We start from the raw sequence: 22,514 nt of genomic DNA, 5'->3' as shown, positions 1-22,514 counted from the left end.
TTAAATTCTAACCACTAATTTACTGAAATTATTTAGCCGCGTCAATAGACTTTGCTTGCTCATGCAAATCTTGTAACTTATAGACATCAAACGGTAAGTCAATGGCATAAGATTTACAGACGGCATCTGCCGCGCCTAACGTTGTGACATAGAAGACTTTGCCTTGTAGCGCACTACGGCGGATAGAGAATGAATCCTCTTGTGCTTGCTTGCCTTCAGTCGTATTGATGATAAGATCGATTTTGCCGTTTTTCAAGGCGTCAACGATATGCGGGCGACCTTCAGTGACCTTGTTGATTTGCTGACTTTCGATACCAGCGTCGCTCAGTACTTTTTGCGTGCCAGTCGTTGAGACGATCTTGAAGCCAAAGTCTACAAGCTGACGCGCGATCGGAGCGATTTGCGCTTTGTCACTGTCACGAACTGAGATAAAGACGGTTTTGGTTTCGCCTTCAGTAGGCAAGCCTGGCAGACGCTCGTTACTACCGATGATGGCTTTGTAAAATGCTTCACCAAAGGTTTTGCCCACGCCCATGACTTCACCTGTTGATTTCATCTCAGGACTCAAGATTGGGTCAACACCTGGGAACTTAGCAAATGGAAACACTGCTTCTTTGACGGCATAAAATGCTGGAACAATCTCAGTCGTAAAACCTTGGTCTTTAAGTGAGGTACCAGCCATACAACGAGCCGCAACCTGCGCTAATGAGGTGCCGATACATTTAGAGACAAAGGGTACGGTACGAGCAGCACGTGGGTTCACTTCTAGGATATATACGGTTTCGCCTTTGACAGCAAACTGAACGTTCATCAGACCGACAACACCAAGCTCTTTTGCCATTGCAACTGTTTGCGCGCGCATCACGTCACATAGCTCGTCAGACAGTGAGTATGGCGGTAGTGAACATGCTGAGTCACCTGAGTGGACACCCGCCTGTTCGATATGCTGCATGATACCGCCGATGACGACATCAGTACCGTCACATACGCAGTCAACATCGACTTCGATGGCATCGTCTAAGAAACGATCAAGTAGGACAGGTGCTTCGTTTGAAGCCTGAACTGCGGTACGTAGGTAATGTCTTAGCTCGTCTTCGTTATAGACGATTTCCATCGCGCGGCCACCTAATACATAAGATGGGCGTACAACCAATGGATAACCCACGTCTTTTGCTTTAACCAAGCCGTCTTCCAAGCTCGTTGCTAGTGCGTTTGATGGCTGTACTAGATTTAGCTGTTGGATCATATGCTGGAAACGCTCACGGTCTTCCGCGCGGTCGATGGCATCAGGGCTCGTGCCGATGATTTTTACGCCAGCTGATTCTAACGCGCGCGCCAGTTTCAATGGGGTTTGACCGCCGAACTGGACAATCACGCCGTCTGGGTTTTCGATGCGGACGATTTCTAGCACGTCTTCTAATGTGATTGGCTCAAAGTATAGACGGTCAGAGGTATCATAATCGGTTGAAACGGTTTCTGGGTTACAGTTGACCATGATGGTTTCATAGCCGTCTTCACGCATGGCAAGCGCTGCATGTACACAGCAGTAATCAAACTCGATACCTTGACCGATACGGTTCGGCCCGCCACCGATAACCATGATTTTTTTCTTGTCTGTTGGGTTGGCTTCACATTCGCTATCGTAGGTTGAGTACATATAAGCGGTGCTGGTCGCAAACTCTGCAGCACAGGTATCGACACGCTTATACACGGGATAGACGCCTAGGTCCCAACGCTTTTTGCGTAGTTGCTTCTGTGACACGCCTAGCAATTTAGCCAAACGTAAATCTGACAAGCCTTTACGCTTAAAGCTGCGTAGATTTTTCTCATTCAATCCGCCAAAGCCTAGCGATTTCACCGTCGCTTCTGTCTTAACGATATCTTCGATCTGTACCAAGAACCATGGGTCAATCTTGGTGAAATTGAACACTTCATCGACGCTCATACCGACGCGGAAGGCATCAGCAATATAGTAGATGCGATCAGGGGTTGGAATCGTTAGGCGGTTGATAATCTCGCTACGAGCCTTCTCAGCACTGACTTTTGATAAATCCACTTGCTCATCAAAACCGTCCGCGCCTGTTTCCATACCGCGTAGTGCTTTTTGCATAGACTCTTGGAAATTACGACCAATCGCCATCACTTCGCCGACCGATTTCATCTGAGTCGATAGGATGTTGTCCGCTTGTGGGAATTTTTCAAAGTTGAAACGCGGTATCTTAGTGACGACATAATCAAGGGCAGGCTCAAAGCTCGCTGGGGTTTTGCCACCCGTGATGTCATTTTGCAATTCATCTAGTGTGTAACCAATCGCCAGTTTTGCCGCGATTTTGGCAATCGGGAAGCCAGTCGCTTTTGACGCTAGGGCAGACGAGCGTGATACGCGTGGGTTCATTTCGATGACGACCATGCGGCCCGTATCAGGGTTGATACCGAACTGGACGTTTGAGCCACCCGTTTCTACACCGATCTCACGCAGTACCGCGAGTGATGCGTTACGCATGATTTGGTATTCTTTATCGGTCAGCGTCTGCGCAGGGGCTACGGTGATTGAGTCGCCTGTATGCACGCCCATTGGGTCAAAGTTTTCGATGGCACAGATGATGATGCAGTTGTCATTTTTGTCACGAACCACTTCCATCTCGTACTCTTTCCAACCGATGAGTGACTCATCGATGAGTAGCTGATGGTTTGGTGAAAGATCAAAACCGCGCTCACAAATCTCGATAAACTCATCGCGGTTATACGCGATACCGCCGCCTGAACCACCCATCGTAAATGACGGACGAATGATACACGGATAGCCCATTTTTTCTTGAGTAGCAAAAGCTTCTTCCATGGTCTCAGCGGTTTCAGCGCGCGGGCACTCGAGGCCGATACGTTTCATCGCTTTGTCAAATAAGTCGCGATCTTCTGCCATCTCGATCGAGTCTTTGGTGGCACCAATCAGCTCGCAGTCGTACTTAGTCAATACGCCATGCTTATCTAGGTCTAGCGCACAGTTGAGCGCGGTCTGTCCGCCCATGGTTGGCAAGATCGCATCAGGACGTTCTTTGGCAATGATTTGCTCAACCGTCTGCCACGTGATCGGCTCGATATAGGTCGCATCAGCCATAACAGGGTCAGTCATGATGGTCGCAGGGTTTGAGTTGACCAAGATGACACGGTAGCCTTCTTCTTTTAGTGCTTTACACGCCTGTGCGCCTGAGTAGTCAAACTCACACGCTTGGCCGATAACGATGGGGCCTGCGCCAATGATAAGAATGCTTTTTATGTCGGTACGTTTTGGCATAGTTAGAGCTACCTTCGTTTGATGATATTTTAAGTAATCTTTATTTTTAATAACGCTTATGGCGTCTTATACTTACAGTGCTTTGTTATAGTGCCGCTCGAACCACGTTTAGCGATTCAAGCTTTGACTTACTATATAGTTCTAATCATTATTTAAACTTGGGCAGTTTTAGACTGCTCCATCATATCCGCAAACTTATCAAACAATGGCGCGCAGTCATGTGGGCCAGGGCTGGCTTCTGGGTGACCTTGGAAACTAAATACAGGCTTATTGGTCAGCTCGATACCTTGGTTAGTACCATCAAACAGTGAGCGATGGGTCGATTTGACATTGTCAGGTAGCGTGTCTTCATCAACCGCAAAACCATGGTTTTGACTGGTAATCATCACTGTGCCAGTCGCTAGATCTTGTACCGGATGGTTGGCACCATGATGGCCCGTTTTCATTTTGATAGTATTTGCACCGCTAGCCAGACCAATCAGCTGATGGCCTAAGCAAATGCCAAACGTTGGCACGTCAGTTTGTTCAATGATGTGACGTACCGCATCGATAGCGTAATCACAAGCTGCAGGATCACCAGGGCCGTTTGATAAGAAGATGCCATCTGGGTTCATTGCTAGCACGTCTGCGATAGGGGTCTGTGCTGGTACAACCGTTACGTGACAACCGCGGTCAACGAGCATGCGTAGGATGTTTGTTTTGCTACCGAAGTCATAAGCGACGACGTTGAATTTGGCATCGATATGAGTGCCGAGTTGCTTAAAGAAGCCGCCAGTACCGCTGTCATGGCTACCTGCAACATCACGGTTGAGTAGGGTGTCTGACAGATCCCATGTGCCCGCTGTCCACTTAAAACTCTCTGTCGTGCAGCATTCTTTTGCCAAGTCCATGCCCTTTAGACCTGCAAAGCCTTTTGCTAGCTCAATCGCTTTTTGCTCATCTTCAACGCTGATCGTCTCGCCATCTGATGCGGTCATGATACAGCCGTTCTGAGCCCCTTTATCACGTAATAGGCGTGTCAATTGACGCGTGTCAATTTCAGCGATAGCGACGGTATCGTTACGTTGTAAGTAGTCACTAAGTGATTCTGAGTTACGGAAGTTAGAAGTGGCCATAGTGGCGTCACGGATGATCAGACCGTCTGCCCATACTTTGTGACCGTTACCAGACTCGGTATCCTCGGCATTGGTGCCTGTATTACCGATATGCGGATAAGTTAGGGTGACCAGCTGTCGCGCATAACTTGGATCGGTTAGAATTTCTTGATACCCTGTCATGGCGGTATTAAATACCACTTCACCAACACGATGACCTAGGCTGCCGATACTGACACCGCGAAAAATTGTACCGTCTGCTAGTGCCAAAATTGCTTGTGTTTCTACCGATGAATTCAAGGATTGCCTCCGCTATTATTGGTGAGTGCCATCATGTTTTGTTGGTTAAGGATTTGCTCCGTATCCTTTTATTCACGGTACTTGACGACTGTCAGATAAAGAAAATAAAAGGGCGATACACAAAAATTTTCCACAAAAAAGCGAGAAGACATTATTGATGAAAACTACAAAACCCACTAGATAGTGAATAGGTAACTTGCATCATGTCCGCTCGCTTAGGCACAGATTTTGCGTATTATATACAAAATAGTGAGTTATGGCTAGCCGATTTATTGGATTAATAGTCACTATATAGGTAATAACTGATCCTTTATAAAAAGCTGCAATGTTTTAAAAAATAGCCTAAGCAAAAATATGATGGTTTTGATTATCCTAATATTCGCCAGCCATTAATAGCGCTAGATTTTCGCAGTCGGCTTTGTCACAATGAACAGCGCAGCGCTAGACCCAATTTTTATGATCGTTTGTTATAACAATAATGAAGATGACAAGGAATCGTTATGATTTATCAATATTTAGATAAAACCCCTAAGTTTGCAGTACCCTTTAATGGTTGGGTCGCTGACTCGGCACAAGTAATCGGTGATGTGTATTTGGGTCATAAAGCCAGCATTTGGTTTGGTGCGGTATTGCGCGGTGACGTCGGCCACATTCATATCGGTGACTATAGTAATGTGCAAGAAAACAGTGTGATTCATACTGATGCTGGTATCGAGGCCAATATTGGCAATTACGTCACGGTTGGTCATATGGCCATGCTGCATGGCTGTCAGATCGGTGACAACAGTCTGATTGGCATTGGTGCCGTGGTGCTTAATAATGTCAAAATCGGTAAGAACTGTATCATTGGTGCCAAAGCCCTAGTCACAGAAGGCAAAGTGATTCCAGACAACTCAATGGTGATGGGTGCGCCTGCAAAAGTCGTCAAAACCCTAACCGATGAGCAAGCTGCCATGCTAAAAATGTCAGCACACCATTACGCTGAGCTTTGTGAGACCTATAAAGACGGTCTGACCGAAATAGCAATGCCTGATTAAAGACATTTCTTATTAAAGGCATATAGGCGAGCTAGGGCGTGTCATCATTTAGATAGCGAAGCTTAAAATGAGATAAATAGTAGTCAAACGAGGAAAAAATTGCAGAGAATATAGATATATTCACAAGATTTAGCCATTTTAAGACCGCTAAATGATTGAATGAGCTAATTGATGACACGCCCTAAGTCTAATTTGACAGATAACAGGCTAAAGGCTGTATTTAATCCACACTTTCATTTTTGGTAAATAACCGTATCCAATTTTATTAAATACTTCATATTTTTTCGCAACCAACGATAAGGTCTCACCATGCAGGCAAATCAAGCACAAACACAACAAAAACAACTGGCATTATTCGATTTAGATCATACCTTACTGGATGTCGATAGCGATTATCTTTGGGGTGAGTATATCGTCAAGCACGACCTTGTAGATGAAGCTGAGTATCGCACCGCCAACCAGAAGTTTTACAATGACTATATCGAAGGAACGCTAGATGCGACAGAGTACAATGAGTTCGTCGCGCAGTTTTTGAGTAGTTTGCCACTCGATAGACTCGATGAGCTAAGAGAAGATTACATCAAAAGCGAAATCGAGCCACATATTCGCCCAAAAGCGATGGAAGCGTTGTGTCAGCATATTGAGCAAGGCCACGATGTGGTGATTATTTCTGCGACCAATGATTTTGTGGTGTCTGCCATTGCCAAGCGTTTTGGCGTCGAATCAGCCAATGTATTGGCAACGCCGCTTGAGATTAAAGATGAGCGTTATACAGGCAAGCTGAACGATAAGCCAAACTTTCAGGCAGGCAAGATATATCATTTAGATAAGTGGCTCGATAAGCAGCAAGCCGCTGGTATCACCTTTGAAAAAACCTATGCCTATTCAGACTCCAAAAACGACATCCCATTGCTAGAATGGGCGGATGTGGCGATCTGTGTATCACCTGATGAGGCGCTACATGCTCATGCCTTGGCGCATCGTTGGGCAGTAGAAGACTGGTCAATCTAGATTGCTTAATCTAGTAATAGTAGGAACAAGAATAATTAGACAACCATTTATGATCAATCTCATTTAAAATAGCGCCGTATTCGTTATTTATTTTTTTAGAAAAACAGGAAAACTTATGGAAATCAATCCGTATCAAGAACAAATTAAAGATCTATCAGAGCGCGGGCAGGATTTGCGGAGGTATCTTTGACTTTGATGGTAAGCAAGAACGCTTAGAAGAAGTTAATTTAGAATTAGAAAATCCTGAGCTGTGGAATGATCCAGAGCGTGCCACCAAGATTAATAAAGAAAAAAGCCACCTTGATGGTGTCATCGATGTGGTGGTCTCTCTTGAAACCACGCTAGAAGACGCGTCTGCCATGCTAGAGTTGGCAGTCGAAGCAGAGGATGAGTCGTTGCTTGCTGATGTGCAGAGCGAGCTAGATAGCGCTGAGCAGCGCGTAGCCGATTTGGAATTCCGCCGTATGTTTAGCGGCGAGATGGACCCAAACAACTGCTACTTGGATATTCAATCAGGCAGTGGCGGTACCGAAGCGCAAGATTGGGCGGAGATGCTATTGCGTATGTATACACGCTGGGCAGAAGCTCACGGCTTTAAGGTAGATGTAATTGAAGTGTCTGCTGGCAGCGTCGCGGGTATCAAGTCGGCCACGATCGAGATCAAAGGCGACTATGCGTTTGGCTGGTTGCGTACTGAGATTGGCGTGCATCGTTTGGTACGTAAGTCACCATTTGATAGCAACAATGGTCGTCATACCTCGTTTGCAGCGGTGTTTGTCTCGCCTGAGATTGATGACAACGTCGAGATTGACATCAACCCTGCTGACTTGCGTATTGATACCTATCGTTCATCTGGCGCGGGCGGTCAGCACGTCAACACGACTGATTCTGCGGTACGTATTACCCATGAACCATCAGGCGTAGTAGTGACTTGTCAGAATGAGCGTAGTCAGCATGGCAACAAAGCGACGGCTATGAAGATGCTACGTGCTAAGCTCTATGAGCTTGAGATGCAAAAACGTATGGAAAAACAACAAGCGGTTGAAGACAACAAGTCTGATGTCGGTTGGGGCAGCCAGATTCGCTCGTACGTGCTTGATGATTCTCGTATTAAGGATCTGCGTACGGGTGTTGAAACCTTTAACACTGGCGCTGTACTAGATGGCGATCTCGATCAGTTCATTGAAGCCAGTCTAAAAGCAGGTCTATAAAATAGAATTCAAATACCAACTAACATGTAATTAAGGAAGATTATGCCAAGCGTAAATAATTATTTTGACGACAAAGTGACATCCATTGCTTTTCAAACGGCGACCAAGCCTGCCACTGTCGGTGTTATGGAAAGCGGTGAGTATGAATTTGGCACCAGTGAGTTTGAGACCATGAGTGTGGTGAGCGGTGCATTGACGGTTAAGCTACCAGAGAGTGATGAGTGGCAAACGTTTAATGCTGGCGAGCAATTTACCGTTGAAGCTAACAAAAAGTTCCAAGTAAAAGTTGATGTCGAAACGGCTTATTTATGCCTGTACGGTAAATAGTTACTTTTAAATTAAAGTAATATAAAAAACAAAAAAAGCTAAGCATCAAATGCTTGGCTTTTTTTGTGGGCATTTCATTCTCTAGCTTACTCTGTTCATAAGTCCTTACGGTACTGAATCATATCTGTCTGAGTGGCAATGACATCATAGAGTTTGCGAGCGGCGACGTTGCTTTCTTGTGTCGTCCAGTAGACTCGGTTGCAGTCCTTATCCTTAGCGAAGAAGTATACATGTTCAATCAATGCACGTCCCACACCTTGACCACGGATATTATCCGCGACGTATAAATCTTCTAAGTAACAACACTCGTTAGTATTCCATGTGTTGCGATGCAGTACCACATGGGTAATACCTACCAAAACATCCTCTCTCCACGCCCCAAACCCATAAACAGAGACGTCATCATCAAGCAGATTGCGCCATGTCGTATCTGTCGTGCTTGATGGCAAATGGGTCTCATAAAATGTCAGATAGTTTTGCCATAAGTGCGCCCAAAGATCGTGATCGGCGAGAGTTAGTGGCTTTATTTTCACAGGTGAATGATTCATTTTTTATAAACTTAAGTCGTGAGTAGTGCTGAATTATGCCTCAAAAATGTAGCACTTAGAACCCTTGTCACTATTTTTATCACTGCTTTATTTTACACAGGATTACACTTTGTCCGTGGCAAACAAACAGCAAAAATAAGCGCAGTTGATTATGCTAAAACCATAAAATTATTGGAAGAGTGTTTTTATGGGCAAAACAAACGAGCAGTCGACAACGCAGGATGTGCGCCATGACTATGAGCGTCTCGCACGCCGTGCCAATCTGCGCTATGTGAGTGACGACGAACCAGGTTATGAGCGTAGACGTTGGGGCCGCGGTTTTACTTATCGCGATGCAACGGGCAACACCGTCAAAGACAAAGCATTACGTCAGCGTTTTGATGCATTGGTGATACCGCCTATGTGGTCGGAGGTGTGGATATGCCAAGACGAAAAAGGCCATCTGCAATCGACAGGACGCGATGAAAAATCACGCAAGCAGTACTTGTATCATCCCTCGTGGAATAACATCCGCGACCAAGCCAAGTTTGATGCAATGATAGGCTTTGCAGAAACGCTGCCTAATTTACGCGCGCAGGTGGAGGCAGATTTGGAAGCAGAGTCATTGTCACGCACCAATGTACTTGCTGCCATCGTGAAGTTGCTCGAAACCACGTTGATTCGTATTGGTAACAGCCGCTATGCCAAACAAAATAAAAGCTATGGTCTGAGTACGCTACGTAGTAAGCATGTCAGCGAAACGGATAACGGACTTGCGTTTGATTTTGTCGGAAAAAGCGCTAAAGAGCATCATATTGAGCTGCAGGATGAGCGTTTAATTGACATCGTGCAGGCCTGCTCTGAGCTGCCAGGTTATCAAATATTTAAATACTTAGATGACAATGGACACAAACAAGTCGTCGATAGCAGCGATATTAATGACTACTTACGGATGCATACATGTGGCACAGACTGCGAAAGCAAATTATATAGTGCAAAAGATTTTCGTACATGGATGGCAAGTGTACTCGCGGCAAGCTACCTATATGATGAGCTGCAAACGACCGCAGGCGCTAACATACTTGTCAGCGCACCAGAAAGCGCTGAGCGTCAGCAGCTGGTCACCGATATGGTAAAAAGCGTGGCGGCAGAGCTGGGCAATACGCCAACCGTATGCCGCGCGTCGTATATTCACCCCATCATTATTGAGCGTTTTTTGGCAGGGCAATTTTATGATGACTATAAACAAGCACGCCGCGGTCGTACGAAAAAATACCAAAGCTGTGAGGAGAAAGCCTTACTAGGTTTTTTAAGTGCTGATCGTTAAATATCGTTGCTTAAGAAAGTACTTTAAAATCAACTTAAATATATGATTGTAAAATTTTTTTAATTTTATTAATGGCTATTTTACGATAAATAGTTATAGGTCACGCTTATTTATATAAAATAAAAATGATACGTTATGTATTGAAATAAGTATAAAAATACGTTACTAATAGAGCATGTTAAATACAAAGATACTAAACGGTCTATAGGATGTGACCGTTTTGCAACTATGAATATCATTTTTTCTGCTATTGCTAAAGGATTAGCTTATGAACACCGCCTCTCAGACTCCTACCATCAACCACACAGATGCTTCAGCGACATCAAAAAACTATACCGATTATTATAATAATTTTGATATGGATACATTGCTGTCAGAAATTTTTGGCGAGCATGTCGATGATCGACTAAATGCCTATATGGCGTGCTGTGGTCGTCATGTCCGTGATGGCCGCGCTGACAATACCGCACTGGTACATGAAGATACGGCAGGAAATGTCACGCGCATGAGCTTTGGTGAGCTTGACAAAGCAAGTGCGCAAGTCGCTAACTTACTACAGTCGTATGGCGTAAAAGCGGGAGACAAAGTAGCGACGATGCTACCACGTACGCCCGAGCTGCTGACCGTTGTATTGGCAACATGGCGCATCGGCGCTGTATATCAGCCGTTATTCACCGCTTTTGGTTATGACTCAATCAAATATCGCATGGATAAAGCCGATACCAAAGTCGTTTTTACCAATGTAGAAAACCGCCGCAAGTTTGATGACTTAGCCACACAAACCAAAATGGTATTGGTCAGCAGTACTGAGGAAGCTCAGACGTGGGGTGACGATCATTATGGTCAATCCATGGAATCACAGGCGCAAACGATGGAACCCGTCACGCTCGATACGGACGCGCCATTTTTGCAAATGTTCACCTCAGGTACAGTCGGTAAGTCAAAAGGCGTCAGTGTGCCATTAGCCGCATTACCTGCATTTTATCTCTATATGCGTTATGCCATCGACATACGCGAAGACGATCAATATTGGAACATGGCCGATCCTGGCTGGGCGTATGGCTTATATTATGCCATCACAGGGCCACTGCTATTGGGTATCACGACTTATTTTAATGAAGCAGGATTTGATGCGACTAATACACGTGACTTTATGGTGCGCCACCAGATTACCAATTTGGCGTCGTCACCCACCGCATTTCGTATGATGAAATCCAGCGGCGTATTTGACAATAAAGACCGCAATCAAGATGACCTTGATACTAATGCCAAACTTGCTCTACGCTGTGCCAACTCGGCAGGGGAGACACTGAACACCGAAGTCGTTAACTGGGTTGAGACCTATCTGGGCTGTCAGGTAAAAGATCAATACGGTCAAACAGAAACCGGCATGACTTGCTGTGCGCATCATGCGCTAAAACACGAATCTCCAGTAGGCTCGATGGGAATGGCGCTACCAGGTCATATGCTAGTGGTACTAGATGATGATATGAATGTACTGCCAGATGGTGAACAGGGTCAGCTAGCAGTCGTCGTCAGTCAGTCACCTGCGTTTTATTTCCGCGGTTATAGCTGGAATGAAAAACAAGCCTTTGTAGATGATTATTATCTGACAGGCGACGTGGTCGAGCGTCATAGGGATGGCAGTTACTGGTTCTCAGGCCGTGATGATGACATCATTATTACCGCAGGTTACCGCGTAGGACCTACTGATGTCGAAAACACTGTATTAGAGCATGAAGCAGTGGCAGAATCTGCGGCGGTAGGCGTGCCAGACGAAGTGCGTGGACATACGATCAAATCTTATGTGGTACTAAAAGAGGGTATCGAAGGTAGCGAGCAAATCGCCAAAGAAATCCAAGAGCTGGTGCGCAAACGTCTATCAACTCATGCCTATCCGCGTGAGGTCGAGTTTGTGACCGAATTACCAAAAACACCAAGTGGCAAGATTCAACGCTTTTTGCTACGTAGTTTATCTGCCGCGTAACTACCCAATAGAGCGTTTATAGATAATTCATAGAAAACAGCTAATAAGAAATGAAGATTTAAAGGAATAAACATGCAAATTAAAGAAAGCAGCTTTTTGGTCACAGGCGGCGCATCAGGTTTGGGCGAGTCAGTAGCTCGTGCGATTGTAGAGCAGGGTGGTAATGTCGTTATCGCTGATCTAAATGAAGCAGCAGGTCAAGCACTGGTCGCTGAGCTGGGTAATAGTGCGCGCTTTGTGCGCTGTGATATCACTAACGGCGATGAAGTACAATCAGCGGTTGAGATGGCAGAGTCAGCTTTCGGTGGCCTACAAGGTTCAATCAACTGTGCTGGTATTGTAGTGGTACAAAAACTGTTAGATCGTGATAACAATCCGGCAGACCTTGAGGCATTTAGCCGCGGGGTCAATGTCAATCTCGTCGGTTCATTTAATGTCGCCCGTTTGGTCGCTGCTAGCATTGCAAAGCGCATAGCTAATGATAGCAATGCAGGCGACCATGTAGAGAAGAATGTAGATCAAGGTATTATTATTAATACAGCCTCTATCGCAGCCTTTGACGGACAAGTAGGTCAAGCCAGCTATTCTTCGTCTAAGGCAGGCGTGGTTGGTCTGACCTTGCCGCTTGCTCGTGAGCTGGCTCGTCATGGTATTCGCGTGATGACTATCGCACCAGGTGTCTTTGCTACGCCGATGATGGAGTCTATTCCAGAAAAAGCCCGCGAGCAGCTAGAAGCAGGCGTGCCATATCCTAAACGTTTGGGCGCACCCAATGAGTTTGCCAAATTGGTGACTCATATCATTGACAATGCCTATCTAAATGGCGAGGTGATCCGCTTAGATGGTGCGATTCGCATGGTGTAACAGCATAGCGATTGATTCATTACTTTTGCACAAAATTTATCTACAGAATCTGACATAGTGTTTTGATACATATGATTAATGACGAAAAATTAATTATGAGGATCAAAGCCTATGTCATTTTTTTATAAAAAATTTCACCCATCTAATGAGCAGCGTACGCCTTGGTTGCCCATTATCATTGTTCTTAGTCTTGCTGCTATTGTCAGCACCAGCGCCATTGCTTATGCCAAAACCACCTCAAAATCCAAAAACCCCATTCCTGCGTCGGCAGTCATTGATCGAGTCTTCGTCGACAAATCAGATCGTGTCTTAAAATTGATGAGCGATGGTAAAATCATTAGGTCGTATCGTATTGCGCTAGGGGGTAGTCCATCGGGACATAAGCAACAAGAAGGCGATCAGCGTACGCCCGTTGGGATTTATACCTTAGATTATAAAAACGAGAACTCTATTGCGCATCGTTCTATCCATATTAGCTATCCTAATGATGAAGACAAGGCACGAGCGAAGTCATTAGGGGTCAATCCGGGCGGCGATATTATGATTCATGGGCAAATGAATGGCTTTGGACATTTGGGCTGGTTGAATCAACGACGCGATTGGACCGATGGTTGTATCGCTGTCACCAATGATGAGATGGATGAAATTATGGCAGCGGTGACACTTGGTACTCCTATTGAAATCGTGGAGTAGCATAGTCGGATTATGATTGGGTCTATGCTCAATAAGTGCATTGCTTATTACCGTATTCAATGGAGAGTTCTCTTTAACTTACATCAATAAAATGGCGTTTCCTACCTACTAACTATATTTAACTGGCATTAATAACCCGTTTAAATATTATTAATAATAAATATCATTGTCTTAAGTAAGGCTTTATTTGGTAATCGTCTTGAAATAGGTGTATATATACCTTATATAAGTGACAGATAACAGTGGGCACTAGACTAAGATAATCCTTAGAAGGCTCACTGAAAATACTAATTATAAAAGGATATAAACATGAGATTTGAGAAGTTTACGCAAAAACTGCAATCCGCCATTCAAGAAGCTCAAAGCCTAGCATTAGGTCGCGACCACACGGGCATTGATCCTTTACATTTGCTTGCAGTGTTGCTACAAGATGAGTCTAATTTATCTATTTGCCAACAAGCAGGCGCTTCTGTCCCAGCGCTAAAAAATGGCGTGGCAAAAGCATTAGATAACCAAGCGACCATTTCGGAGCCTACAGGTGACGTCAACCTAAACCCAAACTCGGTAAAAATATTGAACTTGGCAGATCGTCAGGCACAAAAAGAAGGCGATGATTTTATCGCAACAGAATGGGTGATGTTGGCACTCGCCGAACAAGGCGAAACCAAAAAGATATTTGAAAGTGCTGGAGTGACAGCAAGCAAACTAAAAGCGGTGATTGAGCAGCTGCGCGGTGATGATACGGTAAATAACCAAAACGCCGAAGATCAGCGTGATGCGCTCAACAAGTACACGATTAATCTGACTGAGCAAGCAGAGCTTGGCAAGCTAGATCCAGTCATTGGCCGTGACGAAGAGATCCGCCGTACCATTCAGGTACTGTCGCGCCGTACCAAAAATAACCCTGTACTCATTGGTGAGCCGGGCGTTGGTAAAACCGCCATCGTCGAAGGCTTGGCACAAAAAATCATCAATGGTGATGTACCAGAAGGGCTACGCCGTAAAGAAGTACTGTCGTTAGATTTGGGCGCGCTCATTGCAGGGGCAAAATTCCGCGGTGAGTTCGAAGAGCGCCTCAAAAGCGTATTGAGTGATTTGGCCAAACAAGAAGGTAATGTCATCTTGTTCATTGATGAGCTGCATACGATGGTTGGTGCGGGTAAATCTGAAGGTGCGATGGATGCAGGTAATATGCTAAAACCTGCACTGGCACGCGGTGAGCTACATTGTGTCGGTGCAACGACATTGGATGAATATCGCAAGTATATCGAAAAAGACGCCGCGCTTGAGCGTCGTTTCCAAAAAGTACTGGTCGATGAGCCAACGGTCGAAGATACTATTGCGATATTACGGGGTTTAAAAGAGCGTTACGAGCTGCACCATGGCGTCGATATTCAAGATAGCGCAATCATTGCTGCTGCGCGCATGAGTCATCGCTATATCACTGACCGTAAGCTACCAGACAAGGCGATTGATTTAATTGATGAAGCAGCTAGCCGTTTGCGCATGGAGATGGACAGCAAGCCTGAATCACTAGGTAAGCTCGATAGTCGCCTCATTCAGCTAAAAATGCAGCGTGAAGTGCTCAAAAATGAAGAAGATGCTGGCGCGCAAGCCGAGCGTAAAGTGCTCGATGCGCAAATAGCAGAGTTAGAAAAAGAATACGCTGATCTTAATGAAGTGTGGCAAGCAGAGAAGGCATTGGTCAAAGGCAGTCAACAGCTCAAAGACGAGCTGGATAAAGCCCGTATTGCCTATGACAAAGCCAGCCGTGAAGGCGACTACGAGACCATGAGTAAGCTGCAATACGAAACCATTCCGCAATTGGAGCGTCGTATCCATGAGTCTGATTTGGCTGAGCAAAAAGAGCAAACAGGTGAAGGTAGTGGTGTCAAACTGCTACGTAATAAAGTCACCGACAATGAAATTGCAGAAGTGGTGGCAGCCGCAACTGGTATTCCAGTCAGTAAAATGATGCAAGGCGAGCGTGATAAGATGATCGCAATGGAAGAAAAGCTCCATGAGCGTGTCATCGGTCAAAACGAAGCGGTCGAATCGGTGGCCAATGCGGTACGTCGTAGCCGTGCAGGCTTATCTGATCCCAATCGTCCTTCTGGTTCGTTTTTATTCTTAGGACCTACTGGTGTTGGTAAGACAGAGCTGACCAAATCACTAGCAAACTTCTTGTTTGACTCTGAAGATGCGATTGTACGTATCGACATGAGTGAGTATATGGAAAAACACAGTGTCAGCCGTTTAGTCGGCGCGCCTCCAGGTTATGTCGGTTATGAAGAAGGCGGTACATTAACGGAAGCGGTACGCCGTAAACCATACAGTGTCATATTGTTCGACGAAGTAGAAAAAGCGCACCCTGATGTGTTCAACATTTTACTGCAAGTATTGGATGATGGTCGCTTAACCGATTCGCAAGGTCGGGTGGTAGATTTCAAAAATACCGTCATTATCATGACCAGTAACTTGGGTTCGCACAAGATCCAAGAAATGGTTGGCGAGAGCTATGAGGATATCAAAGCGGAAGTGATGGATTCGGTTGGGCAGCATTTCCGTCCAGAGTTCGTCAACCGTATTGACGAAATCGTAGTCTTCCATCCGCTTGGTATGTCGCAGATGGCAGGTATTGCTGATATTCAATTGAATCGCTTACGTCAGCGTATCCAAGAGCGTGAGATGGATATTGAGCTGTCAGCCGATGCGATGAATAAATTGGTTGCCGTGGGTTATGACCCTGTTTATGGTGCTCGTCCTTTGAAGCGTGCCATTCAACAAGAGATCGAAAACCCATTGTCATTAAAGCTCTTGGCGGGCGACTTTGTCGCTGGTGATATTATCAAAGTTGATGTTGGTGCCGACGACAAGCTAACTTTTGACAAGCTTAGAATGAGCTAATCACTCTAGCCTTCAGGTCTTTATGACCTCATGATACTCCCACAACAAACCCCTTATCTACAATCGTAGGTAAGGGGTTTTTCGTTTACGGTGGTATTTTGCGTTACTTTTTTTTTACCATTTAAATATCTCTTAAATATCAAGACTATGCTATAAATAAATGGATGACCAAAAATGCCAATCGGATAGAAAGGATAAAACAATGACAACCCCTATTGAACGTGTAAGTCTGCCCTTAACCTCGCCGTTAATCATTGCAGCGTTGTTGTTCAGCACATCAGCTTGCTCCAATCCTGCAACCGTCAATACCAGCAACAACGTACCAGAACAGAAAGAGATGCAAACCTCTAAAGCAGATATGCAGACAAGTGATGCTCAAGTTAGCGCAGACAAGCCTGAGTTTACAACCAAAGCGGTCGCAACTTTTGATGAGCCTTGGGCCATGACAGCACTACCCAATACAGATGGCAAAGCGCCCAAACTACTAGTGACACAGAAAACAGGGGAGCTGTTCATTGTAGATACGGCGACGGGTAGCAAAACACAAGTAGCAGGCATCCCTAAAGTGGCCTACGGTGGTCAAGGTGGTTTGGGAGATATTATATTAGCACCAGATTTTGCGACTTCGAATACTGTATATATCAGCTACGTAGAAGCAGGAAAGGGAGGTGATAGTAATAAGTTTGGGGCAAAAGTAATCAAAGCGACGCTTGCAGGATTAGGCACAAATACGCCCACACTACAGGCCATCATGCCTATTTGGGAGCAATCTCCAAAAGTCACGGGGCAAGGTCACTACAGCCATCGCTTATTGTTTTCACCTGATGGACAGTATCTATATATCAGCTCAGGAGAACGCCAGAAAAAAGAGCCTGCACAAGATATGAGCATGAATCTAGGTAAGATTATTAGATTGTATGCTGACGGCTCGGTGCCAAAAGACAATCCATTTGTCAATGATAGCAATGACATTGCCTCTCAGTTTTGGACAATGGGTAATCGCAATGTGCTCGGCATAAGATTTGATGAAAGCGGCAGGCTTTGGGTAAACGAGATGGGGCCAAAGGGCGGTGATGAATTTAATCTGATTGAAAAAGGCAAAAACTATGGCTGGCCGATTGTATCAAATGGCCGCAATTATTCAGGTACACCAATCCCAGATCACGACACTCGTCCTGAGTTTGAAATGCCCAAAATCACATGGACGCCCGTTATTTCACCGTCATCACTGAGTCTATATACGGCTGGTAGACACAATGATTTTCCAGCATTACAAGGCGATTTTTTAATCAGTGGTTTATCTTCAAAAGCGCTTATTGTCGTAAGTGTCGATGAAGATGATAGTGCTATTGAACGCTATCGTTATGACATGGGTGAGCGTGTTCGTAGCGTGCTGGCAGTTGATGGACAAGTGTGGGCATTGGAAGATGGTGATGGTGGACGATTACTCAGATTATTGCCTAAATAACATCATGATAAAGCTGCTTTTACATCTGTATTTATGTAGACATTTTAAAAAAACTATCAATCTTATTAGAATAAGTTAAAGGTTTTATCAAGTTTTATTTTGTAATTGATTGATAGTTAAAGCCTATTTTGTTAAGGTAATATTCCTTAAATTTTGAGACTTGCACATGGAAGAAGTAAAAGTAGGCAGATTAGGACCTTTTCCACGGGTGAGTAAACCTGTGTTTATTACATCGTCACTGTTGATCGTTGGATTTATTATTTTCGGTGCGCTTTTCACTGAAACAGCAGGGGCAGTTTTTAGTTTTTTACAGAATTTCATTACCGATAAATTCGGTTGGTTATTTATTATCTTAGTGAATACAGCGCTCGGGCTTTGCATTTACTTAGGAATGAGTCGCTATGGTGATATTCGTTTAGGCAACCAAACGGAGCGACCGCAATACAATCTGTTTTCTTGGATTGGTATGTTGTTCTCTGCTGGTATTGGTATTGGTCTCGTTTATTGGGGTACAGCGGAGCCGTTGTATCACTTTATGGCACCACCAATGGGCGAGGCCGAAACGGTTGAAGCCGCAAAGCAAGCGATGAATATCTCATTTATGCATTGGGGTCTACACGCTTGGGGCATCTATACGATTGTGGCACTGTCGTTAGCGTATTTTCATTTTCGTCGTGGTTTGCCTTTATCGATTCGCTCAACCTTGTATCCTTTACTCGGCAAAAGAATCTATGGTCGCTGGGGGCATACGGTCGATATCTTGGCCGTGTTCGGTACGATGTTTGGTGTGGTTACCTCACTCGGGCTTGGAGTGATGCAGATCAATGCGGGACTTGAGAAACTATTTGGTATGCCGAATAGTCTCACTGTACAGTTCGGTTTGATAGCTTTCATCACAGCGCTTGCAGCCGCTTCCGTTATGATGGGTCTGGATAAAGGTATTAAGCGCCTTAGTGATATCAATATTGGTTTTACAATCGTTTTATTGGTATTCATGGTGGCTTTAGGGCCGACACTCTTTATCTTCGATAGCTTTATCGAAAATATCGGTAACTATCTGACCGTAATCGTACCTTTGGGTACGTGGGGCGAGTCTTATAGTGGAACAGACTGGCAAAGTGCTTGGACGATATTTTATTGGGCATGGTGGGTGAGCTGGGCACCATTCGTTGGTATCTTTATTGCCCGTATCTCTCGTGGCCGTACCATCCGTGAGTTTACGTTTGGGGTGCTATTAATCCCTATGCTTATTTTGTTTTTCTGGTTCACAACTTTTGGCGGCGTGGCTATTCACATGGAGCTTGCCTCTGCTGTGACAGGTATTAGCCCAGGATTGGTTGAAGCAGTACAAGCAGATACGGGTAGCGCAATCTTTAAGCTGGTTGAGTACTACCCACTAGCTAAACCGATTACGCTAATGATTGTTGTCATGATTATGCTTTGGTTTGTGACTTCATCAGATTCGGCCAGTTTTGTGATTGACATGCTGACCGCTGGTGGCGATACCAATCCACCAAAGATTCAGCGTTTGTTTTGGGCAACCACAGAAGGCATTATCGCTGCTATATTGTTAGCGGCTGGTGGATTGTCTGCTTTGCAGGCAGCTGCCATCGTAGCAGGATTGCCATTTGCTTTAGTGGTTTTCGTCATAATGTATGCGTTGTTGCGAGGTCTTAGCCGTGACCGTTTGATTCTATATCGAGCGCAGCAAAGCTTTATTACAGATGAATCAGCAGATCATAACTCTGCAGATGAGTTTGTTGATGAGCATTTACTCAAAGGCCCACCCAAGATTGTTAAGGGTGATTAAGCAGTAAAATCGTTATTTTAACCGTTGTTCTAATCGTTAATAGAAGCCCCAATTTATTTTTAAATTGGGGCTTTTTTGTGACTACTCAAATATCTTTTTTGGAATGAAGTATTTTTATGAATTAACTACATTCGCCTTTTGTATAACCGATGGCTTCAGGAATATTACAAGCTGAGCAGGCATTACCAGCAGTACGGTAACTTATCACTGAGCCAACTTTCGTTTTCACACAGACAGGGTCATATTGCATGGTACACATGGTGCTCTCAGAGTGAGAGGTTGGACATTGGGTCAGCGTATTTTCAAGCATTTGGCTATTATTCGTGCTTGATTGAGTAGGCACAGTAGTCGGCGTAGTTGTATTCAGTGTAGAGCTACAAGCTGTCAATACTATTGCTAAAGATAATATAAGTGATGATGGTTTCAGTACCGAGAGTCGTTTGGATAAGCTGTTTTGCATGATTACATTTCCTTATTAATGGCGTTCGATAGCGTCCTGCTATCGCTCGTGAGCGTTATTGTGATATTGGTAAAGCGCTTAAAACATTATAATATTTAATCGATGGCTGTCTACTCAATCATTTTGCACAAAAAACCCAAGCTTAATTTAGCTTGGGTTTTTTGTGTACTTTATTTGCTACTCTCTTAATAAAAGAGCATCTAAACGGACAAGATTTACTTATTCAGCTGGTTTGTCGTCTTGGTTTAGCTGCACGTATTTATCAAAGTTCTGTGCATAATCTGTCAAGTTGTCGCTTAACATCTGGCGATACTGTTTGACATAAAACTCGACGATATCATCTTTTTCTTTAGCAAAATCATCGCCTTTCACAAATCCAATCGAGGCAACGGACGCGCTATAGCGTGCGGCAGCATACAACAAAGAAGCACCTACCTGTCCTGAATGGGCATCAGGGCCTAGCTGACTATTGGCGACACCGATGATGGCATCAGCACGTTGGTAAAATGCCTGCATTTCAGGGGTGATTTCAATGCTTGCATCCACATTGTTGTCTTGAGTGTTGCTGTCTTGAGACATAAGCTGCTCCTAATAATAAGTGTCGATAATTTTAGTATATAAAGACGGTTTGTAAATGATTCAACGTAATGACTCTTATAAACCAGCGTCTGCTTTTAAGATATCAGCTTTGTCTGTTTTTTCCCAAGTAAAGGCAGTTTCTGAGCCTTGACGACCAAAATGTCCAAAGGTAGCCGTCTGCTGATACATTGGTTGTAACAGGTTCAACATACGAGTGATGCCATAAGGACGCAAATCAAAATGAGTACGAATCAGGCGAATGATCTCATCGTTACTGATTTTGCTCGTACCAAAGGTGTTGACCGAGATAGAAGTCGGCTCAGCAACCCCAATCGCGTAACTCACTTGTACTTCACAGCGATCAGCAAGACCTGCTGCGACGATGTTTTTGGCCACATAACGTACGGCATAAGCAGCACTGCGATCTACTTTTGAGGGATCTTTACCACTGAATGCGCCGCCACCATGACGCGCCATACCGCCGTAAGTATCAACGATGATTTTACGACCCGTCAAACCTGCATCACCAACTGGACCACCAATAACAAACTTACCTGTTGGATTGATATGGTAGCGTGTACCCGCATGTAATAGGTCAGCTGGGAGTACTTGTTTGATGATAGACTCCATCACCGCTTCTTGTAGATCAGACTGCGCAATACTTGGGTCATGCTGTGTGGATAATACAACAGCATCGATAGCGACAGGACGGTTGCCATCATATTTTAAGGTGACCTGTGCTTTGGCATCGGGACGGAGCCAAGGTAGCTCGCCTGCGCGGCGTAGCTCAGATTGACGCTCCATCAAACGATGGGCATATTCAATAGGGGCTGGCATCAATACATCAGTTTCATTACTGGCATAACCAAACATTAAACCTTGGTCACCTGCACCTTGCTCTTCAGGGTCGCTACGATCGACACCTTGCGCGATTTCAGGAGACTGCTTACCTAGCATGTTGATAACCGCACAGGTTTCACCATCAAAACCTAGGTCTGAATGGTGATAACCGATGCCGTTGACCGTGTCACGCACCAGACGTTCTAAATCGATATTGGCAGTTGTGGTAATTTCACCGGCAAGTATCACCGCGCCTGTTTTTACTAAAGTTTCGCAGGCCACACGTGCGTGTAAGTCTTCACGTAAGATAGCATCAAGGATGGCGTCTGATATTTGATCAGCCATTTTATCAGGATGGCCTTCGCTCACAGATTCGGAGGTAAATAAGTTGTATTCACGCATAATGGGATCGCTTAATTGAATCAATAAAGGTAGGAAAAGCAACACTTTAGGTGCTGCTCTAATTAATGTTGACCACGCATTTACGCGGCAGATAATCGGTGTTTCTCAATGCTAAAAATCGGTGTTGAACAAAGTTTTTGTCATCAATTTGGCTAAAATCTAGGCCTACTATCATTCAACCAACTCATATATGGAGCAATGATAATAAGCTTTTATAGCTATGGCAGTAGAGAGTTAGGTCAATGTTCGCTCTAATAGGCTACTGTCAGTGTGCAGATTGCCTTATCAGAAGCGGGGTAATTGCCAAAATCTCTTAACGCAAAATAGGGTTATTCTACCCTGAAACGTTATAAAACTCTAGTGAGCAGCACTTGCTAT

The 22,514-nt window shown here is 44.7% G+C and carries 17 protein-coding genes; 11 read left to right on the top strand and 6 right to left on the bottom strand.

All coding sequences use genetic code 11. The features are described 5' to 3' along the window. Positions 1–28: 28 nt before the first annotated feature. Positions 29–3,292 carry a carbamoyl-phosphate synthase large subunit gene (gene carB / locus ACHUET_RS03430; protein ID WP_394210672.1) on the bottom strand — a complete coding sequence of 1,088 codons (3,264 nt, stop codon included), beginning with the start codon at positions 3,290–3,292 and terminating at the stop codon, positions 29–31. A 152-nt stretch (positions 3,293–3,444) separates the two neighbouring features. Then, the gene (carA, locus tag ACHUET_RS03425) at positions 3,445–4,686 is read right to left on the bottom strand and encodes a glutamine-hydrolyzing carbamoyl-phosphate synthase small subunit (RefSeq protein ID WP_394210670.1); all 1,242 of its coding nucleotides are present in this window, start codon (positions 4,684–4,686) and stop codon (positions 3,445–3,447) included. A 500-nt stretch (positions 4,687–5,186) separates the two neighbouring features. Between carA and ACHUET_RS03420 the strand changes: the two genes are divergently transcribed. From ACHUET_RS03420 to ppnP, 4 genes are all read left to right on the top strand, one after another. Beyond that, positions 5,187–5,723, top strand: coding sequence for a gamma carbonic anhydrase family protein (locus tag ACHUET_RS03420; protein ID WP_394210668.1), 537 nt, complete (start codon positions 5,187–5,189; stop codon positions 5,721–5,723). 309 nt (positions 5,724–6,032) lie between these two features. After that, on the top strand, positions 6,033–6,734 hold the full coding sequence (locus ACHUET_RS03415; RefSeq protein ID WP_394210667.1) for an HAD family hydrolase: 702 nt from the start codon (positions 6,033–6,035) through the stop codon (positions 6,732–6,734). 115 nt (positions 6,735–6,849) lie between these two features. After that, positions 6,850–7,945 (top strand): peptide chain release factor 2 gene (gene prfB / locus ACHUET_RS03410; RefSeq protein ID WP_201601788.1). Its coding sequence is split into 2 segments (ribosomal slippage): positions 6,850–6,921 and positions 6,923–7,945, totalling 1,095 coding nucleotides; the frame shifts between segments, so codons are not numbered across the junction. A 42-nt stretch (positions 7,946–7,987) separates the two neighbouring features. Continuing rightward, complete coding sequence (ppnP, locus tag ACHUET_RS03405; RefSeq protein WP_394210665.1) at positions 7,988–8,272, top strand: pyrimidine/purine nucleoside phosphorylase; 285 nt, start codon at positions 7,988–7,990, stop codon at positions 8,270–8,272. A 95-nt stretch (positions 8,273–8,367) separates the two neighbouring features. On the opposite strand, the gene ACHUET_RS03400 is transcribed toward ppnP, so the two are convergent. Beyond that, positions 8,368–8,820, bottom strand: a complete 453-nt coding sequence (locus ACHUET_RS03400; RefSeq protein ID WP_394210663.1) for a GNAT family N-acetyltransferase — start codon at positions 8,818–8,820, stop codon at positions 8,368–8,370. A 187-nt stretch (positions 8,821–9,007) separates the two neighbouring features. Between ACHUET_RS03400 and ACHUET_RS03395 the strand changes: the two genes are divergently transcribed. The 7 genes from ACHUET_RS03395 to ACHUET_RS03365 all read left to right on the top strand — a co-directional run bounded on the left by ACHUET_RS03395 (position 9,008) and on the right by ACHUET_RS03365 (position 19,855). Next, the gene (locus ACHUET_RS03395; protein WP_394210662.1) at positions 9,008–10,126 is read left to right on the top strand and encodes a DNA topoisomerase IB; all 1,119 of its coding nucleotides are present in this window, start codon (positions 9,008–9,010) and stop codon (positions 10,124–10,126) included. Between the two features lie 268 nt (positions 10,127–10,394). After that, on the top strand, positions 10,395–12,113 hold the full coding sequence (locus ACHUET_RS03390; protein WP_394210660.1) for an AMP-binding protein: 1,719 nt from the start codon (positions 10,395–10,397) through the stop codon (positions 12,111–12,113). Positions 12,114–12,185: 72 nt separating this feature from the next. After that, positions 12,186–12,977 carry an SDR family NAD(P)-dependent oxidoreductase gene (locus ACHUET_RS03385; RefSeq protein WP_201601783.1) on the top strand — a complete coding sequence of 264 codons (792 nt, stop codon included), beginning with the start codon at positions 12,186–12,188 and terminating at the stop codon, positions 12,975–12,977. Between the two features lie 111 nt (positions 12,978–13,088). After that, positions 13,089–13,670, top strand: coding sequence for a L,D-transpeptidase family protein (locus tag ACHUET_RS03380; RefSeq protein WP_201601782.1), 582 nt, complete (start codon positions 13,089–13,091; stop codon positions 13,668–13,670). Positions 13,671–13,979: 309 nt separating this feature from the next. After that, the gene (gene clpB, locus ACHUET_RS03375; RefSeq protein WP_394210657.1) at positions 13,980–16,577 is read left to right on the top strand and encodes an ATP-dependent chaperone ClpB; all 2,598 of its coding nucleotides are present in this window, start codon (positions 13,980–13,982) and stop codon (positions 16,575–16,577) included. Positions 16,578–16,779: 202 nt separating this feature from the next. After that, positions 16,780–18,045: a PQQ-dependent sugar dehydrogenase gene (locus tag ACHUET_RS03370; protein WP_394210655.1), complete on the top strand. Its 1,266-nt coding sequence runs from the start codon at positions 16,780–16,782 to the stop codon at positions 18,043–18,045. A 166-nt stretch (positions 18,046–18,211) separates the two neighbouring features. Further along, positions 18,212–19,855: a BCCT family transporter gene (locus ACHUET_RS03365; protein ID WP_201601776.1), complete on the top strand. Its 1,644-nt coding sequence runs from the start codon at positions 18,212–18,214 to the stop codon at positions 19,853–19,855. Positions 19,856–19,976: 121 nt separating this feature from the next. Here the strand turns inward: ACHUET_RS03365 and ACHUET_RS03360 are convergent, their stop codons facing one another. From ACHUET_RS03360 to metK, 3 genes are all read right to left on the bottom strand, one after another. After that, positions 19,977–20,315 carry a hypothetical protein gene (locus ACHUET_RS03360; protein WP_201601774.1) on the bottom strand — a complete coding sequence of 113 codons (339 nt, stop codon included), beginning with the start codon at positions 20,313–20,315 and terminating at the stop codon, positions 19,977–19,979. Between the two features lie 219 nt (positions 20,316–20,534). Continuing rightward, the gene (locus ACHUET_RS03355) at positions 20,535–20,894 is read right to left on the bottom strand and encodes a DUF3144 domain-containing protein (RefSeq protein WP_101205642.1); all 360 of its coding nucleotides are present in this window, start codon (positions 20,892–20,894) and stop codon (positions 20,535–20,537) included. A 75-nt stretch (positions 20,895–20,969) separates the two neighbouring features. Further along, the gene (gene metK, locus ACHUET_RS03350) at positions 20,970–22,136 is read right to left on the bottom strand and encodes a methionine adenosyltransferase (protein WP_201601958.1); all 1,167 of its coding nucleotides are present in this window, start codon (positions 22,134–22,136) and stop codon (positions 20,970–20,972) included. Between the last annotated feature and the right edge of the window lie 378 nt (positions 22,137–22,514).

It is taken from the genome of Psychrobacter piscatorii, assembly GCF_043641605.1.
Classification (GTDB): Bacteria; Pseudomonadota; Gammaproteobacteria; order Pseudomonadales; family Moraxellaceae; genus Psychrobacter; species Psychrobacter piscatorii_C.
Note: the sequence above shows the minus strand (reverse complement) of the source record. Positions and strands in the feature narration are given on the sequence as shown.

Coding starts and splice junctions, on each gene's coding strand:
- carB (WP_394210672.1), bottom strand. CDS start 3,292: ATGCCAAAACGTACCGACATAAAAAGCATTCTTATCATTGGCGCAGGC.
- ACHUET_RS03420 (WP_394210668.1), top strand. CDS start 5,187: ATGATTTATCAATATTTAGATAAAACCCCTAAGTTTGCAGTACCCTTT.
- ACHUET_RS03415 (WP_394210667.1), top strand. CDS start 6,033: ATGCAGGCAAATCAAGCACAAACACAACAAAAACAACTGGCATTATTC.
- ppnP (WP_394210665.1), top strand. CDS start 7,988: ATGCCAAGCGTAAATAATTATTTTGACGACAAAGTGACATCCATTGCT.
- ACHUET_RS03400 (WP_394210663.1), bottom strand. CDS start 8,820: ATGAATCATTCACCTGTGAAAATAAAGCCACTAACTCTCGCCGATCAC.
- ACHUET_RS03395 (WP_394210662.1), top strand. CDS start 9,008: ATGGGCAAAACAAACGAGCAGTCGACAACGCAGGATGTGCGCCATGAC.
- ACHUET_RS03390 (WP_394210660.1), top strand. CDS start 10,395: ATGAACACCGCCTCTCAGACTCCTACCATCAACCACACAGATGCTTCA.
- ACHUET_RS03385 (WP_201601783.1), top strand. CDS start 12,186: ATGCAAATTAAAGAAAGCAGCTTTTTGGTCACAGGCGGCGCATCAGGT.
- ACHUET_RS03380 (WP_201601782.1), top strand. CDS start 13,089: ATGTCATTTTTTTATAAAAAATTTCACCCATCTAATGAGCAGCGTACG.
- clpB (WP_394210657.1), top strand. CDS start 13,980: ATGAGATTTGAGAAGTTTACGCAAAAACTGCAATCCGCCATTCAAGAA.
- ACHUET_RS03370 (WP_394210655.1), top strand. CDS start 16,780: ATGACAACCCCTATTGAACGTGTAAGTCTGCCCTTAACCTCGCCGTTA.
- ACHUET_RS03365 (WP_201601776.1), top strand. CDS start 18,212: ATGGAAGAAGTAAAAGTAGGCAGATTAGGACCTTTTCCACGGGTGAGT.
- ACHUET_RS03360 (WP_201601774.1), bottom strand. CDS start 20,315: ATGCAAAACAGCTTATCCAAACGACTCTCGGTACTGAAACCATCATCA.
- ACHUET_RS03355 (WP_101205642.1), bottom strand. CDS start 20,894: ATGTCTCAAGACAGCAACACTCAAGACAACAATGTGGATGCAAGCATT.
- metK (WP_201601958.1), bottom strand. CDS start 22,136: ATGCGTGAATACAACTTATTTACCTCCGAATCTGTGAGCGAAGGCCAT.